Raw genomic sequence first — 15,630 nt, forward strand, 5'->3', positions numbered from 1 at the left:
GAGCTCGGACTGGGCGCTATCCACATCCAGTTCGCTCACCAGACCGCTTTTGTAGCGCGACTGGCTCAGTTGCAGCAGTTTGGCTGCGGCATCGCGGTTGGCCGTGGTAATGCGCAACTGCTCCTGCAGGCTGCGCAGTGTCATGTAATCCGATGCCAGCTCGGACTGGCGGGCGATCAGAATCCCCCGGCGTTCTTCCATGGTGGCATTGGTGTAGGACTTGGCGGCCTCGTACTGCCTGCGCACACGGCCCCACAGATCCACCTCCCAACTGGCCTGCACGCCATCCTGCCAGTTGTTCAACAGGGGGATGGTGGCATCACCCACTGCCGCAGAATCTGGAATCAAACCCGGCGATTTCGACCCAATACGCTCCACAATCCGCTGCAACTGTCGGCTACTGTGCTGCACACGGCTGTACGAGCCAGACGCGGCAAGGTCGGGAAAACGCTCAGCCCCCGCCAGCAGCAACTGCCCACGGCTGACAGCCAGCTGTTCGGATGCACGCAACACATCCAGGTTCTGGGCCGCCAACCTTTGCTCGAGCGAGGTAAGCTCGGGGTCATGGAACACGGCCCACCACTGAACATCAGGCTCCAGTTCGGTGGGAACACTCAGCGCACTGCTACGTTCCTGCGTTGCCGCCTTCTGCCATTGGGCGGGCGACCACGCCTGGGGCTTTTTATAGTCTGGCCCTACAGCACAACCTGCCAGAATAAAACCGGCTGCCAGTGCGCCCGCCCGCCGTGCATTCCTTCTTGCCACCCGCTTACCCTCGTCGAAATTATGCGCCTGCTTTAATATGCGTTATAACCGCTACGCTGACCGACCAGTTCGGTCAGGGCATACCCTATCGTCTTTCCCTACCGCGTCAATCACAAGTCTCCAAAGCCCGAAGATCCATGGCCCTATCTCCTCCCCTCCCCGCGCCCTCCTGCTCCCCCTGCACGGGAGAGTCCGAGACCAAACGACAGCAGATTCTGACTGGAGCCAGTGCGGTTTTTGCCGAACATGGCTACGAGGGCGCAAGCATGTCCGCCATTGCGCGGCAGGCCGCTGTATCCAAGGGAACGCTGTATAACTACTTTACCAACAAGGCCGACCTGTTTGCCGCATTTGTGGAGCAATGCTGCCGCGAAAAACTGCCCGTGGCTCTTGCCCCCGTGCAGGAGGATTCGCCCGCGCGGGAAACGCTGACCGCCGTAGCCCGCGCCATGGTGCGCCTGATTACCCAGCCCGACAGCCTGATGCTCTACCGGATTATTGTCTCCGAAGCGCCGCGCTTCCCCCAGCTTGGGGCCGTGTTCTGGGAAAATGGTCCCCGAGTCGCCATTGCCACACTGGCCAACTGGATACGCGAACAGGAAGCGCTGGGCACCTTGCGGACAGAAGACCCGGTTTTTGCCGCCGAGCAGTTTTTTGCCCTGTGCCAGACACGCATCGCCCATCTGCGCCGTTTTAACCTGAACCCGGAAAACAGTGCGGAGGAGGAAGAAAAAGTAATCCATGCCGCAGTCCGGGTGTTTATGGCGGCTTACGGCGCGGAATAACTCCATAAAAAAAGCCCGTACGCCACAAGGGCATACGGGCTTTTCAAGCACGCGATTATGGGGATGCGCTTATTTTTTAAGCTCTTCCACCAACTGCGGCACAACCTCAAACAGATCGCCCACAATACCGTAATCCGCCACCTGAAAGATGGGGGCTTCGGGGTCTTTGTTCACGGCCACGATCACGCGGCTGTCCTTCATGCCTGCCAGATGCTGGATTGCGCCGGAAATACCAAACGCCATGTACAGTTCCGGTGCCACGATCTTGCCGGTCTGGCCGACCTGCAATTCGTTGGGCACAAAACCGGAATCGACTGCAGCGCGGGAAGCACCAACAGCAGCACCCAGTACATCGGCCAGCGGGTCCAGCGCGTGGAACTTTTCCTCGCTGCCCATGCCACGACCGCCGGACACCACAACGCGTGCCGATTCCAGATCGGGGCGCGCAGAGTCAGACAGCTGAACGGCCTCAAAGCGGGACACGTCAGGGCTATCTACCGCTGCAACAGCCTCAACCGGGGCGCTGCCACCTTCGGCCGGGGCGGCATCAAACGATGCACTGCGCACGGTCAGGACTTTTTTTGCGTCGGAGGAACGCACGGTCGCCAGTGCGTTGCCAGCGTAAATCGGGCGCACAAAGGTTTGCGCGTCCACAATGCTCACCACATCGGGGATGGGCTGCACGTCCAGCAGGGCAGCAGCACGCGGCAGCACGTTCTTGCCCGTGGCACCCGCAGCGGCCACGATATGGTCATAGCTGCCAGCAAGGGAGACAAGCAGGGCTGCCAGAGGCTCGGCCAGTTCATGCGCATAGCGGGCATCTGCCGCATGCAGCACCTTGGATACGCCTGCAATCTGGCTTGCAGCCTGTGCCAGAGCGGCATCCCCGGCGACCAGCACATGCACATCACCCAGACGGGTTGCGGCGGTTACAGCAGAAAGGGCTGCCTTCCTGATCTGGCCGCCTTCATGATCCAGAAGAACAAGAGCGGTCATGTTCAGATCACCTTTGCTTCGTTACGCAGTTTTTCCACCAGCTCTGTTGCAGAGCCAACCTTGATCCCCGCCTTACGTTCTGCGGGTTCCGCAACGGAAACAACCGTCAGGCGCGGGGCCATGTCCACACCAAGATCAGCAGCAGGAATGGTTTCCAGCGGCTTTTTCTTGGCTTTCATGATGTTGGGCAGGGAGGCGTAGCGCGGCTCGTTCAGGCGCAGATCGGCCGTGATAATGGCTGGCAGGGTAAGGGAGACCTGCTCCGTTCCGCCATCAATTTCACGGCTGACATTCACGCGGCCATCGACCACATCAACCTTGCTGGCAAAGGTACCCTGACCCCAGCCCAGCAGGCCGGCCAGCATCTGGCCCGTTGCGTTCATGTCATCATCAATGGCCTGTTTGCCCAGCACAACCAGCGAGGGGCCTTCTTTTTCGACCAGTGTTTTGAGCACCTTGGCAACAGCCAGAGGTTCGGGGCTTTCATCGGTCAGCACCAGAATGGCCCGGTCAGCGCCCATGGCCATGGCGGTACGCAGGGTGTCCTGCGCCTGCTGCACACCAATGGACACAACCACGACTTCCGAAGCAGCGCCTTTTTCACGCAGGCGCACGGCTTCTTCCACCGCAATTTCGTCAAACGGATTCATGGACATCTTGACGCCAGCGGTTTCCACTCCGCTGCCATCCGCCTTGACGCGCGGTTTGATGTTGTAATCAACAACCCGCTTTACAGGTACGAGTATCTTCATGACTTCTTTCGCTTGCAGACGCAGGATGGTTCGGACGGTTCTTTATCGTACTTTGACCGAAATTCACATACCAGCCGGATAATTCGGCCCACCACCCCCTTCGGGCGTGGTCCAGTCTATATTCTGGGTGGGGTCCTTAATGTCACACGTTTTGCAATGTACGCAGTTCTGGGCATTGATTTGCAGATGTGGCGCTGTCTGCTCATCCGCCACTTCGTACACACCTGCCGGGCAATAACGCGCCTCTGGTGCGTGGAACACATCCCAGTTGACCGTTTTCCACAAGGACGGATTTTTAAGCCGCAGATGCACCGGCTGGTCCTCCTCATGATTGGTGGCTGACAGGAAGACGGAAGACAGACGATCAAACGTCAGCTTGCCATCGGGTTTGGGGTAAAACGGCTTTGCGCACAGATCAGCCGCGCGCAATGTTTCGTTATCCTGATGTTTGAAGTGGAGCGTCCACGGGGCGCGTCCACGCAGCACCATGGCATCCAGCCCCGCGTACACCGCGCCACCCATGGCCCCAAAACGGGCAAAGGCGGGACGAATGTTGCGTGCGGTGCGCAGTTCCTGCCACAGCCAGGACTGCCGGACCTTCTGCGTATAGGAGCCCGGCTCTACACGGTCGGTTTTCATGGCATCCACCACGGCTTCCGCCGCCAGCATGCCCGACTTCATGGACGTATGCGTGCCCTTGATTTTGGGCACATTCAAAAACCCTGCCGAATCCCCGATCAACGCACCACCGGGAAAGGTCAGGCGCGGAATGGACTGCAAACCACCCTCGGACAGGGCACGCGCACCGTAGGAAATACGCCGCCCCCCTTCCAGATGCTGGCGGAAAGCCGGATGCAGCTTGACGCGCTGCATTTCCTCAAACGGGGAGAGCCATGTGTTGGCGTAATCCAGCCCGATGACAAAGCCATAGGACACAAGGTTTTCGCCAAAATGGTACAGCCACGCGCCACCATACGTGCCGTTGTCCAGCGGCCAGCCAAAGCTGTGCTGCACCAGACCGGGGCGATGGTTTTCTGCCGGGATTTCCCACACTTCCTTAATGCCTAGGCCGTAGGTCTGCGGGTCTGCATCCTTGCGCAGGTCGTAATGGGCCATGACCTGCTTGGTCAGGGAGCCACGGCAGCCTTCTGCAAACAGGGTATAACGCCCACGCAGTTCCATGCCGGGCTGGTAGTTGGGGCCGGGTTTGCCGTCACGCCCCACACCCATATCCCCCGTGGCCACGCCCACCACGCGGTTGCGTTCGATCAGCACTTCGGCCCCGGCAAAACCGGGGTAAATTTCCACCCCCAGTTCCTCGGCCTGCACGGCCAGCCAGCGGCAGACCTCGCCCAGACTGACAATGTAATTCCCGTGGTTGGCCATGTGCGGCATGACCTTGTCGAGCATGGGCACCCGAATACTGCCTGTTTCGGTCAGGTAGAACATATCTTCCGCCGTTACAGGCGTATCCAGCGGCGCACCACGTTCGCGCCAGTCGGGCAGCAGTTCGGCCAGTGCGCGCGGTTCGATCACGGCGCCGGACACAATATGCGCCCCGATCTCGCTCCCTTTTTCAATCAGGCAGACACTGGTTTGCGGCGAAAGCTGGCGCAGGCGAATGGCGGCAGCCAGTCCGGCGGGGCCACCGCCAACAATGACAACATCGAACTCCATCGACTCACGCACAGGTTCACTCATTCCCGTTTTATCCCCGTTGAAATTTCTGTAGCTTTCCTAAACCCGATTTGTCACAGAATTGCAAAAAACGGGCACCCCGGCCCGTTTTGCGCCTTTTCCGCCAAACAGGAAAGGTCAGGCCCGGGCCATACGCGGTCCAAAGGCCAGTTCGTGCACGGCACGCCAGTTTTTATCGACAAAATTGACGATCAGGGTCCGCCGTGTACCCCGGATCGGGCGCTGCACAAAGCCATGCCATGTCTTGTCTGAAGGGATGAACAACACCCCCGAATTGAACACGCCAGATGCACGGGCAACAGATTCGCCCTGCGGTGTCATCAGGTCCGTGCCCCATTGCTGCGCGTCCTCCCCTGTAGAAAGGGAGATCAGCAGGGTCAGTTTTTTGGCCCCGATGTCGGTATGGGGTTCAAGCCAGAATCCATCCGTATCCAGACACAGTTCCAGCCTGAGGGCGGCCTCATCCAATGGGCTGCCGCATATGGCTTCAAACGTCTGGCGCATGGGGTCGCTATCCAGCAGCGTGGCCATGCGGTCCAGCCGGGCATCCCTTGCGCGCACGGCCGGGTCCACAAAAACGCGGAAGGCATTGCGCGTTTCCCGCCGCCCGCCAACATCCCCTGCAATGGCGCTCTCCCCCGGGTTCCAGTCCACAAGGGCGTCGCATGCAGGGGGTTCCAGAACGTTTTCAAGCATCCAGTGCGCGAACGGGTATGTGGCCGCGGGTGTGTGGCGCAACCTGTCCGGCAGGGTAAAAGACCCGGTCTGGCCGGGCAAAGGAGCATCAGGACGCATGTTGTCCGATCCTTCCGATAAAACAGAAATATGCTGGAGAACCAGAGGTGCCGGGCTTTTTGCAGCATTGCCTCTGCGGTTCAGAAGCTGTTCTTCCATGCGCCAAAACAACCCGATGATCAAGTTGCATGGCAGAAATGCCAATTTGAACGGCCTGCCTTACAGCGCGCCAGAAAAACGGGGAGCAGGCGCTTTGCCTGTGCTTGCAGCGGCCAGTTCTTTCTGCCGCGTGTCAAAAACAGCGGCGACATTCCGCAAAAACGGACGCCCTTTTTCTGTCACCTCTATACGGCTGTCAGCGCGGGTAATCAGCCCATCCCGCTCGAACAGATGCAGGCTGGCCAGCTCCTCCACAAATCCATCCATACCCGGGTTATCGGGAATGTGGTTTGAGCGCAGATCCACCGCCAGATCGCACATAATACGCTCGATAATGGCCCCACGGTAGCGGTCCTCCGCTGTGCAGGCCACCCCACGCATAACCGGCAGTTCTGCCGAATCGGCCAGCGCACGGGCATAGGTTGCAACAGTAGGAATATTCTGGGCAAACCCTGCGGGGGTCATGGAAATGGCCGAAGCCCCCATACCCAGCAGCACCGGGCAGGAATCCGTTGTGTAACCCTGAAAATTGCGGTGCAGAGTGCCGGCATTGGCAGCTTTGGCCAAGGCATCATCCGGCAGGGCGTAATGGTCCAGCCCAATGGCCTGATACCCGGCCGCCTGCAACACGGCATCAATCTGCGCACGCTGGGCCAGCCGCTCCGAGGAGGACGGTAGCGCGCTTTCAGGAATAAGCTTCTGGCGCTTCTGCTTCCACGGAATGTGGGCATAGCCAAATACGGCCAGCCGGTCGGGGCGGAGCAGGGCAATCTGGCGTGCCGTCTCGCCCACACTTTCTACCGTCTGGTAGGGCAGGCCGTAAATCAGGTCGATATTAACGCCCGTAACACCCGCGGCGCGTACCTGCTCAATACAGCTTTTGGTCTGCGCAAAGGACTGGTGACGACCGCAGGCTTCCTGCACCTTTTCGTCCAGGTCCTGCACGCCAAGGCTGATGCGGTTGAACCCCAGATCACCCAGGAGTGCCGGATAACCTTCGGGCACATGGCGGGGGTCCATTTCCATCGCCAGTTCGGCATCATCGGAAAAACGGAAGAACGTGCGTACGGCACGCATAAGCTGCCGGAGCGAGGCCGGCGGCAATGTGGTGGGCGTACCACCGCCAAACTGAAGATGATGCACAACGCGCTGCTCGCCCGTTAGGGCTACAACCCGGCGCATTTCCTCGCGCAGCAGGTCACCATAGGCCACGCGCCCGTCCTCATGCCGCATGACTGAGGTATTGCACCCACAGAACCGGCAGAGTTCATCACAGAATGGAACATGAAAATACAGAGAAACAGGCAGGTCTGCTGGCAGCGTCCGCAGCCAGCTTTCCACGTCCTGAGCCCCGACCGCATCCGAAAAGCTCGCAGCGGTCGGGTAACTGGTATAGCGCGGCAGATTCCCGCCGTAGCGGGAAATCAGGTCAGAGACGGGATCCGCGCTCATCAGCTTAGATCAGAAGCGGTATGCAATACCGGCGGACACCACGGTGGGGTCCAGGGATTCATGAGCACGAACCTTGAGGGTTTCGGCCCTGTTTTCAGCCCATGCGTGCATACGAACGAACATCTGCTTGACGTCGGCGTTGAAGAACCAGTTGCCGACCAGCTGATAGTCGAAACCAACGTTCACAGCCGGGCCACCGGTGAAACCACCATTCAGTTTGGTCAGCCCAAGCTGGCCCGACCCACGTGCGTTATGGAACCACATAGCCGTTGCACCCACACCCACATACGGGTTGAAGCGCTTGTGCGGACGGAAATGCCAAGCGAAGGTCAGAGTGGGGGGCAGCACCCAAGCGGAACCAACGTCCGTTACCTGCCGGCCGCTCACACCAGCAAGCGCGCCACCAACTGCGTTCACACGGTGGTGCGTGCTGGTTGCAATCAGGTCAACAGACAGGTTGTCGGTGATGAAGTATTCAACCGTCAGTTCCGGCATAGCCTGGTTGGTGGTGGACAGGTGCGTGCCGTTCATGTGGCCAACGCCAGCGACCTTCACGCTGCTGTCACGGTCCTGCGGCAGAACGCCAACGCCGGACAGACGCACCATGAAGTCACCCTTGCCCAGACCGATTTTGGTGCTGGCGCAGGTTTCAAAGATACCGCAGTGGCCAGAGGGCTTCTGCGCGTCCGGGATGTGGTTCATGACCGGGGCATTGACGTAAGCAGCATTGGGGGTTGCTGTCTGCGCCTGTGCCGCACCGGTCAGGGCGGCCACACCAGCCACTGTGGCTGTCAGAAAGGAACGGAACTTGACCATTGTGTTTTGTCTCTTCCACTGCACTGTAATTCTGCGCCGGAAAGACCACGCCATCGCTCATGCAACCTTGATTTAGATCAAGTCTGGCGCATACTGGTCAAAGATGAGTCAAAACTGTGTCATTTTAACCACAGACCCCGGTTTCGACTTTTTTGCAGTTCTGGCCTGCAATTAAAATAATCCCTTGGCATGATTGATTTATGTCAACAAAAGCTCAATGCTGCGGGGCGACCTTTTACGGCCCCAACCGTTATAACAGACCGCAACCGGTTAATACTAAACGGTTTTCTGGATTTATCGCATGACATCTTCTCCCCAGACATCTGCCTTCGCGCCCGCTGGCGGGGCAGTTCATACCCCCAAAGCGGATATGGATGTCATGCGTTGCCTTGTGTGTGACATCCGGAACAAAAGCCTGTGCAGCAGCATGGATGAGGAAGGACTGGCCGCACTGGCCCACTCCTCCCGCCAGTTACTGCTGCCGCCGGGCACAACAATTGTTGAAGAAGGGGAGCCTGCACTGGCGTTTTTCAATGTCACGCGCGGCACGGTCAAACTCTTCAAATCCCTCCCCGATGGACGCAGGCAGATTACGGGCTTTGCCGATGCAGGCCAGTTTTTGGGCCTGAGCACAGCGCAGACATACTCTTTTGGGGCAGAAACGGTGGATAATGTGCGGCTGTGCCGCTTCCTCCGCCCCCAGCTTGAGGCATTGCTGAGCGATTACCCAACATTTGAGCGCCGCCTGTTAGCCGCCGTAACCGACAAACTGGCCGAAGCGCAGGAACAGATGCTGCTGCTGGGCCGCAAAACCGCGCGCGAAAAAGTTGCCACCTTTCTGCTCGACCGAATGCGCGCCTTCCACCAGACCGCAAACCGGCGGCAGGAGGCGGAAAACATGGCTTCTGTCCCCATGACACGGGTGGATATTGCCGATTATCTGGGCCTGACCATTGAAACCGTAAGCCGGACCATTAGCGCTTTCCGCCGCAGCATGCTGATTGCCAGCGCGGAAAACCATCGCATCCGCATTCTTTCGGTTGCGACTCTGCTCAACATCGCCTCGGGGCAGAAAGCGGACTGAGCGGGCCGCCTAACCGCACAGGACTAAAGTATTAAAAAAAGGTCGACTCCAAAGGAGCCGGCCTTTTTTGGCTGATAACTCAGGACAAGTCTGCCTCAGTTATCATCATCATCACCGCTACCAGCACCATTATCCGCTGGCAGGCCTGCGGTACTGCCATCGGGCGAAATGGCAATGAACAGGGATTGCCCATCCCGCAGAATACGCAGCAGCACCGGTTTTTTGGCCGCCATAGCCGTTTTGACCAGACTGACGGCCGCCTTGGGCATATCCACCTGTTGGCCACCAACAGACTGAATGACATCCCCCGGACGAATCCCGGCCTGATCCGCAGGAGAACCCGCCTCCACATCGCTCACCACAACGCCGTGCGTATCCTGCGGCAGACCAAGCTGCTGGCGCGTATCGCGGTTAAGCGGGGCAAGAGCCACACCCAGATGCTGCCCGCCTGCGGTACTCGCCGTTTTGCCCGCATCCCCCGTAGCACTGGCAAGATTGCCAATTTTGGTGGTGGCGGTCTGTGCCTTGCCTGCACGCACAAAGCCGATTGTTACCTGCGTGCCCGGCGCCACTGCCGCCACACGCACGGCCAGATCATGCGGGGTGGCAATTTTCTGGCCATTAAAGTCGGTAATCACGTCCTCAGCCTTGAGGCCCGCTTTTTCGGCCGGGCTGTCCTGGCTGACACTGGCCACCAGCGCACCTGCGGGCGGCGTACCCGCAACAGCAGGGGCCGGCAGGTTAAGCGCGCTGGCCATAACGGGGGAAATAACCTGAGCGTTTACGCCAAGGTAGCCGCGCACCACATGGCCGGTCTTGCGCAACTGGTCCACAACGCTGCGCACCGTATCGGACGGAATGGCAAAACCAATACCAATCGACCCCCCGCCAGAGGGGGAGAGAATGGCGGTGTTGACCCCCACCACCTTGCCGTCCTGCGTAAAGAGCGGACCACCGGAGTTGCCGCGGTTAATGGGGGCATCCACCTGAATGAAGTTGTCGTATGGGCCTTCGTTGATGTCACGCCCACGGGCGGAGACAATACCAGCCGTAACCGTGCCACCCAGACCGTAGGGGTTGCCAACGGCAATCACCCATTCCCCCGGCTGTACGTCATCGGACTCGCCGAGTTCAATAAAGGGCAGTTTTTGTGTGGGCGTAACCTTGAGCAAAGCCAGATCGGTCTTGCCATCGCGGCCGACCACCTTGGCAGGCAGGGTTGTGCCGTCATCCAGTGTGACGCTGACCTTGGTCGCCCCTTTGACCACATGGTTGTTGGTCACCACGTACCCATCGGCCGAGATGACAAAGCCAGACCCGCGCGCCTCAATCAGCTGCTTGGAGGGCTGGGGCATCATCTGGAACGGGAAAGGGAACGGAAAAGGCCCGCCACCCATGCCACCGCCTTCACCTTCCATGGTATCGGAGCGGATCATGGAGGTAATGGACACCACCGCCGGTTTGACCTGTTTGACCAGCTCCACAAAATCGGGAATCCGCTGGGCGGGGCCACTAGGCTTGATCATGCTGGACGTATCCGCCCAGGACACACCGCCAGCCCACGGCCCGGCGGCGGAAACCAGCATGCAGCCAGCCAGCAGAGCCTTGGTCCAGTTGCGGCGACCGCCACGCGTGCAAACGTTTGTCACAGATTTTTCCGACATCACGATCTTGACTGTTCCTTGTTGTACCCAAGCAGGACTCGTTTCGGGTGACCACGGCCTGCTCTGGCGGCCACCTGCACCAGACGGCTGCCAAAACCTGCATCACCTTACGCCCTGTAAGCTAACATGGTTTCCTTTTCGGAAAAAAAAAGCCTTTAACCCACCCTACCCACAGGGTTTTATGCAGGGGGCAGAGGCTCCTCGCCCCGCAGGGTCCGGAAAAAGCTTTTCAGCAACTCTCCAGCCTCACACTCACGCACGCCGCCTATAATTTCCGGGCGGTGCAGGGCCTCGGCCCGGTAAGGCAGGCGGGGGCCGTGTTCCACCGCGCCGCCCTTGGGGTCATACGCCCCAAAAACCAGCCGCCCTACCCGAAAATGCGCCATGGCCGCCGCACACATCGGGCACGGCTCCAAAGACACAACCAGAGTGCAGTCCGCCAGCCTGCGGCCCTGCCGCTGGTGCACGGCGGCACGCATGACCAGCATTTCCGCATGGGCAGAGGGGTCTTGCAGTTCTTCCACCCGGTTACCGGCCTGTGCCAGCACCGTGCCTTGCGCATCCAGCAGCACGGCACCCACAGGCACCTCCCCCCGTGTGGCGGCCATACGAGCCTGCTGCAAGGCCAGCTCCATACCCGACTCCCTGCCGGAATGGAGGGGCGTATCACACACCATTGCAGCGCCTTTCATGGCTGGGTATCCGCATGTCTGAGCAGGTCGGGGGCTGCACCATCATATTCTTCTTGCAAACCTCACCATAACTTTGTCATCCTGCCTTAAAGTCGCCATTATCCGTGCACAGCGCAATGCACTTTGCGTGCGGTGCGGATTATGGCCTGACCGTCTCTCAACTCTTGGCTGGAAAGGTCGGAACCATGCATTCTCTGTCTTTCATTCTGGCCGCGGCCGCAATGGGGTTTGGTCTTGCTGTTGCAGACAGACTCCCCGGCGAATCCTCCCCCCCTGCCACCAGGCCGGTTGTGAGCAGTCATATGATGCCCCATAGCATTCCGGTGTTTCTGACCCGCTAGAAGCGGCTCCAAAGCACCAGCTCCAGCACGGGGCAGATGGGAAAAGATGCAAAATTTACGCACCTGTGGCACCTGACACGAAGCAGTTCCAGTTTTCCAACGGCTTTTTGTGCAGGACCACAGGCTTATGGCAGCAGAGCGCCCCGTTATTGGCATTACCCTTGATCTGGAAGACGGCGGCGCGGAGCGTTACTCCCGCTTTGCGTGGTGCGCCCTGCGCGAGAATTATCTGAGCGCCGTAGCCACCGCAGGTGGCCTGCCGGTAGCCCTTCCCCTGTTCCCGCAACTGGGGCTGGAATACGTGGCCAAGCTGGACGGGCTGCTCATAACCGGTGGCGCGTTTGATATTGATCCCCTGCTTTATGGTGCGTCCGAGCGCCACCCCAGCGTAACCCTGCGCCCGCGCCGCACGCGGGCCGAAAGCGCCCTGCTGGCCGCCGCGTTGCAGCGCAACATACCCGTGCTGGGCATATGCGGGGGCATGCAGTTAATTGCCGTAAACCTTGGTGCAACGCTCATCCAGCATCTGCCCGACACAAACCCCACAACCTTGCCACATGAGCAGCCCAACCCGCGGGATGAGGCAAGCCACGGCGTGGACATCCAGCCCGACACCCTTCTGGCCCGCATAACCGGCGGGGCCACACGCATTGCCGTTAATTCCGCCCACCATCAGGCCGTTGGCACCCCCGGACGCGGGCGGGTGAATGCCATTGCCGAAGATGGCGTGATAGAAGGCATAGAAGACCCGGACCACCGTTTTTGCCTTGGGGTGCAATGGCACCCGGAATTTGGCATAGACCCGGCAGACAAAACACTTTTCAAGGCCTTCGTACAGGCAGCAGGAGAACAGGCGTGACACAGGAAGCGCGGGGAGAACGCATTGCAAAATGGCTGGCCCGTTCAGGGGTAGCCAGCCGGCGCGATGCAGAGCGCATGATTGAGGAAGGGCGCGTGCGGCTGAACAGTCAGGCTGTTACGCACCCGGCAACCTTTGTCACCGATGGCGATATTGTTCTGGTGGACAACCAGCCGGTTGCAACCCCGGAGCGCACAAGGCTGTGGCGCTACCACAAGCCCGACGGGCTGGTAACAACCCACAAGGACCCCGAAGGACGGCCAACCGTTTTTTCCTCCCTGCCAGAAGGCATGCCCCGCGTGATCAGCGTCGGGCGGCTTGACCTGAACAGCGAAGGGCTGTTGCTGCTGACCAATGATGGCGAACTGGCCCGCAGGCTGGAGCTGCCCTCCAACGGCTGGCTGCGGCGCTACCGCGTGCGCGTGTTTGGTGTGGTGGACGAGGCGCGACTGGCCTCCCTCGCCCATGGCTGCGTGTTTGAGGGCGTGCGTTACGGCCCCATTATTGCAGCCCTCGACTCGCGCAAGGGCGATAACGCGTGGCTCACTGTCTCGCTCAAGGAAGGCAAGAACCGCGAGATCCGTAAGGTTATGGCCGGGCTTAACCTGCATGTCAGCCGCCTGATCCGCACCAGCTACGGGCCGTTCCCCCTTGGCACGCTGCAAAAAGGTGAGCTGGAGGAAATTCCGCCCCGCGTCCTGCGTGACCAGCTGCCCAAAGCGCCGGAAAAAACCGCCCAGCAGCCCGCCCCTGCCCGCCACAAGGCCCGCTGATGGTGCGCATTATTGCCGGGGCACGCAAAGGCCGGGTGCTGGCCGCCCCCTCTGGCGGCACCACACGCCCTACGGCAGACCGTGTGCGCCAAGCTCTGTTTGACGTACTGGCCCATGCTCCGTGGGGTGGAGCGGCCCTGCTGGAAGGTGCCCATGTGCTGGACGCCTTTGCAGGCACGGGCGCTCTGGGGCTGGAAGCTTTGTCCCGCGGGGCGGAAAGAGCCGTTTTTTTTGAAACCGACCGTCAGGCCCTCACCGCCCTGCGCGCCAATATCCATGCCTGCGGGTGGGAAGAACGCTGCACGGTGTACCCGCGGGATGTTACCGTTCCACCAGCCGCCCGCGCAACGCCTGCAACCTTGGTGTTTCTGGACCCACCTTACCACAAGCACCTGCCCGGCACGGCTCTGGCCGCCCTGAAAGCCAGAGGCTGGATTGCCCCCAACGCCATAGCCGTGATTGAAACCGGGCGCGACGAACCCCTGCCTTTTGCAAATGACGCCGAGGACGCCCCCGCCTGCCCGCACGAACTGCTGGCAGAACGCCAGCACGGTGCCGCGCGCCTGTCCATCTGGCGGCTGGCGTAAAGTATGGCGTGAGCCACCCGCACAATAGGTGGACCACGCCCCCCGTGCTGCGCTACACAGACCGGAACAAAACGAACTCACAGGTTACAGAAGGCGAAGAGAACCATGGCTGGAAGCGTTAACAAGGTCATTCTGGTCGGCAATCTGGGCAAAGACCCGGAAGTCCGCTCCAGCCAGAGCGGGCAGAAAATCGTGTCCTTCTCCCTCGCTACCAGCGACACATGGAACGACCGCGCCTCGGGCGAAAAGCGCGAGCGGACCGAATGGCACCGCGTTGTCATTTTTAACGACCGGCTGGCCGACGTTGCCGAACGTTTCCTGCGCAAAGGCCGCAAGGTGTACCTTGAAGGCGCATTGCAGACCCGCAAATGGACCGACCAGAGCGGGCAGGAACGCTACACGACCGAAGTGGTTGTGGACCGCTTCCGTGGTGAGCTGGTTCTGCTGGACAGCCGCAACGGTGGCGAAGGCGAAGGTGGCGGCGGCTTTGGTGGAGGTGGCTTTGGTGGCGGCAATGGTGGCAGCAGCTACGGCGGCTACAACACCGGCGGCGGCTCGGACTACGGCAATGGCGGTAACGGCGGCGCATCCTCCCGCCTGCCTGCCCCGCAGCGTGGTGGTGGCGGTGGCGCACCGTCTGGCGGCTGGGATGCTTCCGGCGGTGGTGATCTGGATGATGAAATCCCGTTCTAATCGGGCAACATACGCCAGAGTGTATGCAAGGGGCCGTGCGCGCACGGCCCCTTTTTTATGGTGGAGGTAAGGGCCTCCCCCGCGCTGGGCCAGTTGTTGCGCCAAAGCAAAAACCTGTGTGGCAGGGGTAGCGCGCCACATATCGGATTTTATTGAAATTTTAATAATCGGATGTTTTCTGTTTATTACTTTTTCCGAATATCAGTTTTTCTTTTATCTTACTGACCGACCCTCCTGCTTTTCTTCTGGCATCTGTGCATAAAATTCTTGGCGCACGGGCATGATGCCGCTATAAGCCGCGTCATTCTTTCAAGGCAGGTTTCCTGTCATTGCAAAGGCTGACGACTGACATGATTACTTTACCGCCAGATTATCGCCCGTCAGAAGAAGAAGAGTTCATGAACCCTCTTCAGACGGAATACTTCCGGCAGAAACTGCTCAAATGGCGCGCTGATCTTTTGAAAGAGGCGGGGGATACCCTGGCCAGCCTTTCCGAAGGTGGCATTCATGAAGCCGATATTACCGACCGCGCAAGCGTGGAAACGGACCGTGCCCTTGAACTGCGCACCCGTGACCGTGCCCGCAAGCTGATTGGCAAGATCAACCTTGCTCTCCAGCGGGTTGAAAACGGCAGCTATGGCTACTGCGAGGAAACCGGTGAGCCCATCGGCCTGAAGCGTCTGGAGGCCCGCCCGATCGCTACCTTGTCCATTGAAGCGCAGGAACAGCACGAGCGTATGGAAAAAACACATAGGGACGATTAATTTTCGTCTTTTTTT

16 protein-coding genes (1 of these 16 only partly in view) are annotated in these 15,630 nt (G+C 59.8%); 7 read left to right on the plus strand and 9 right to left on the minus strand.

The features are described 5' to 3' along the window. Window positions 1-765: the 5' portion of an efflux transporter outer membrane subunit gene (locus tag LKE65_RS03100; RefSeq protein ID WP_278740417.1), read on the minus strand. It extends 756 nt beyond the left edge of the window; 765 of the gene's 1,521 nt are visible here — the first part of the coding sequence; its start codon is at window positions 763-765; the stop codon falls past the left edge of the window. A gap of 137 nt (window positions 766-902) precedes the next feature. On the opposite strand from LKE65_RS03100, the gene LKE65_RS03105 reads away from it, so the two are divergent. Beyond that, a complete protein-coding gene (locus LKE65_RS03105; protein WP_095349449.1) occupies window positions 903-1,550 on the plus strand; it encodes a TetR/AcrR family transcriptional regulator in 648 nt (215 codons plus the stop codon). A 69-nt stretch (window positions 1,551-1,619) separates the two neighbouring features. Here LKE65_RS03105 and LKE65_RS03110 read toward each other — a convergent pair whose 3' ends face one another. The 6 genes from LKE65_RS03110 to LKE65_RS03135 form a co-directional block, all read right to left on the minus strand. Then, a complete protein-coding gene (locus LKE65_RS03110; protein ID WP_165925765.1) occupies window positions 1,620-2,546 on the minus strand; it encodes an FAD-binding protein in 927 nt (308 codons plus the stop codon). Between the two features lie 2 nt (window positions 2,547-2,548). Beyond that, a complete protein-coding gene (locus LKE65_RS03115) occupies window positions 2,549-3,298 on the minus strand; it encodes an electron transfer flavoprotein subunit beta/FixA family protein (protein WP_165925764.1) in 750 nt (249 codons plus the stop codon). A 63-nt stretch (window positions 3,299-3,361) separates the two neighbouring features. Beyond that, window positions 3,362-4,999 (minus strand): electron transfer flavoprotein-ubiquinone oxidoreductase, encoded by a 1,638-nt coding sequence (locus LKE65_RS03120; protein WP_086647039.1) that lies wholly within the window; start codon window positions 4,997-4,999, stop codon window positions 3,362-3,364. 114 nt (window positions 5,000-5,113) lie between these two features. Next, on the minus strand, window positions 5,114-5,791 hold the full coding sequence (locus tag LKE65_RS03125; RefSeq protein ID WP_086647074.1) for a 2OG-Fe(II) oxygenase: 678 nt from the start codon (window positions 5,789-5,791) through the stop codon (window positions 5,114-5,116). 159 nt (window positions 5,792-5,950) lie between these two features. Continuing rightward, window positions 5,951-7,342, minus strand: coding sequence for an oxygen-independent coproporphyrinogen III oxidase (gene hemN, locus LKE65_RS03130; RefSeq protein ID WP_095349453.1), 1,392 nt, complete (start codon window positions 7,340-7,342; stop codon window positions 5,951-5,953). Between the two features lie 9 nt (window positions 7,343-7,351). Continuing rightward, entirely contained in the window at window positions 7,352-8,158 is an 807-nt protein-coding gene (locus LKE65_RS03135) for an OmpW/AlkL family protein (protein ID WP_086647041.1), read from the minus strand. Window positions 8,159-8,459: 301 nt separating this feature from the next. On the opposite strand from LKE65_RS03135, the gene LKE65_RS03140 reads away from it, so the two are divergent. After that, the gene (locus LKE65_RS03140) at window positions 8,460-9,242 is read left to right on the plus strand and encodes a Crp/Fnr family transcriptional regulator (RefSeq protein ID WP_233129184.1); all 783 of its coding nucleotides are present in this window, start codon (window positions 8,460-8,462) and stop codon (window positions 9,240-9,242) included. 95 nt (window positions 9,243-9,337) lie between these two features. On the opposite strand, the gene LKE65_RS03145 is transcribed toward LKE65_RS03140, so the two are convergent. After that, the gene (locus tag LKE65_RS03145; RefSeq protein ID WP_086647042.1) at window positions 9,338-10,906 is read right to left on the minus strand and encodes a Do family serine endopeptidase; all 1,569 of its coding nucleotides are present in this window, start codon (window positions 10,904-10,906) and stop codon (window positions 9,338-9,340) included. Window positions 10,907-11,085: 179 nt separating this feature from the next. Beyond that, window positions 11,086-11,583: a nucleoside deaminase gene (locus LKE65_RS03150; protein WP_408744080.1), complete on the minus strand. Its 498-nt coding sequence runs from the start codon at window positions 11,581-11,583 to the stop codon at window positions 11,086-11,088. A 483-nt stretch (window positions 11,584-12,066) separates the two neighbouring features. Between LKE65_RS03150 and LKE65_RS03155 the strand changes: the two genes are divergently transcribed. The 5 genes from LKE65_RS03155 to dksA all read left to right on the plus strand — a co-directional run bounded on the left by LKE65_RS03155 (window position 12,067) and on the right by dksA (window position 15,615). Then, the gene (locus LKE65_RS03155; RefSeq protein WP_278740423.1) at window positions 12,067-12,798 is read left to right on the plus strand and encodes a gamma-glutamyl-gamma-aminobutyrate hydrolase family protein; all 732 of its coding nucleotides are present in this window, start codon (window positions 12,067-12,069) and stop codon (window positions 12,796-12,798) included. Next, complete coding sequence (locus LKE65_RS03160; RefSeq protein WP_278740425.1) at window positions 12,795-13,571, plus strand: pseudouridine synthase; 777 nt, start codon at window positions 12,795-12,797, stop codon at window positions 13,569-13,571. The genes LKE65_RS03155 and LKE65_RS03160 overlap by 4 nt, the downstream gene beginning before the upstream one ends. Continuing rightward, complete coding sequence (gene rsmD / locus LKE65_RS03165) at window positions 13,571-14,158, plus strand: 16S rRNA (guanine(966)-N(2))-methyltransferase RsmD (protein ID WP_278740426.1); 588 nt, start codon at window positions 13,571-13,573, stop codon at window positions 14,156-14,158. Before LKE65_RS03160 ends, rsmD begins: the two co-directional genes overlap by 1 nt. A 105-nt stretch (window positions 14,159-14,263) precedes the next feature. After that, entirely contained in the window at window positions 14,264-14,851 is a 588-nt protein-coding gene (ssb, locus tag LKE65_RS03170) for a single-stranded DNA-binding protein (protein WP_278740427.1), read from the plus strand. Between the two features lie 350 nt (window positions 14,852-15,201). Continuing rightward, entirely contained in the window at window positions 15,202-15,615 is a 414-nt protein-coding gene (gene dksA, locus LKE65_RS03175; protein WP_086647048.1) for an RNA polymerase-binding protein DksA, read from the plus strand. Window positions 15,616-15,630: the final 15 nt, after the last annotated feature.

Origin of the sequence: Acetobacter fabarum (genome assembly GCF_022483405.1) — a bacterium.
GTDB classification, from domain to species: Bacteria; Pseudomonadota; Alphaproteobacteria; order Acetobacterales; family Acetobacteraceae; genus Acetobacter; species Acetobacter fabarum.

Bases quoted from the DNA above. Each gene is read 5' to 3' on its own strand.
- LKE65_RS03105 (WP_095349449.1), top strand. From the start codon at position 903: ATGGCCCTATCTCCTCCCCTCCCCGCGCCCTCCTGCTCCCCCTGCACG.
- LKE65_RS03110 (WP_165925765.1), bottom strand. From the start codon at position 2,546: ATGACCGCTCTTGTTCTTCTGGATCATGAAGGCGGCCAGATCAGGAAG.
- LKE65_RS03115 (WP_165925764.1), bottom strand. From the start codon at position 3,298: ATGAAGATACTCGTACCTGTAAAGCGGGTTGTTGATTACAACATCAAA.
- LKE65_RS03120 (WP_086647039.1), bottom strand. From the start codon at position 4,999: ATGAGTGAACCTGTGCGTGAGTCGATGGAGTTCGATGTTGTCATTGTT.
- LKE65_RS03125 (WP_086647074.1), bottom strand. From the start codon at position 5,791: ATGCGTCCTGATGCTCCTTTGCCCGGCCAGACCGGGTCTTTTACCCTG.
- hemN (WP_095349453.1), bottom strand. From the start codon at position 7,342: ATGAGCGCGGATCCCGTCTCTGACCTGATTTCCCGCTACGGCGGGAAT.
- LKE65_RS03135 (WP_086647041.1), bottom strand. From the start codon at position 8,158: ATGGTCAAGTTCCGTTCCTTTCTGACAGCCACAGTGGCTGGTGTGGCC.
- LKE65_RS03140 (WP_233129184.1), top strand. From the start codon at position 8,460: ATGACATCTTCTCCCCAGACATCTGCCTTCGCGCCCGCTGGCGGGGCA.
- LKE65_RS03145 (WP_086647042.1), bottom strand. From the start codon at position 10,906: ATGTCGGAAAAATCTGTGACAAACGTTTGCACGCGTGGCGGTCGCCGC.
- LKE65_RS03150 (WP_408744080.1), bottom strand. From the start codon at position 11,583: ATGGTGTGTGATACGCCCCTCCATTCCGGCAGGGAGTCGGGTATGGAG.
- LKE65_RS03155 (WP_278740423.1), top strand. From the start codon at position 12,067: ATGGCAGCAGAGCGCCCCGTTATTGGCATTACCCTTGATCTGGAAGAC.
- rsmD (WP_278740426.1), top strand. From the start codon at position 13,571: ATGGTGCGCATTATTGCCGGGGCACGCAAAGGCCGGGTGCTGGCCGCC.
- ssb (WP_278740427.1), top strand. From the start codon at position 14,264: ATGGCTGGAAGCGTTAACAAGGTCATTCTGGTCGGCAATCTGGGCAAA.
- dksA (WP_086647048.1), top strand. From the start codon at position 15,202: ATGATTACTTTACCGCCAGATTATCGCCCGTCAGAAGAAGAAGAGTTC.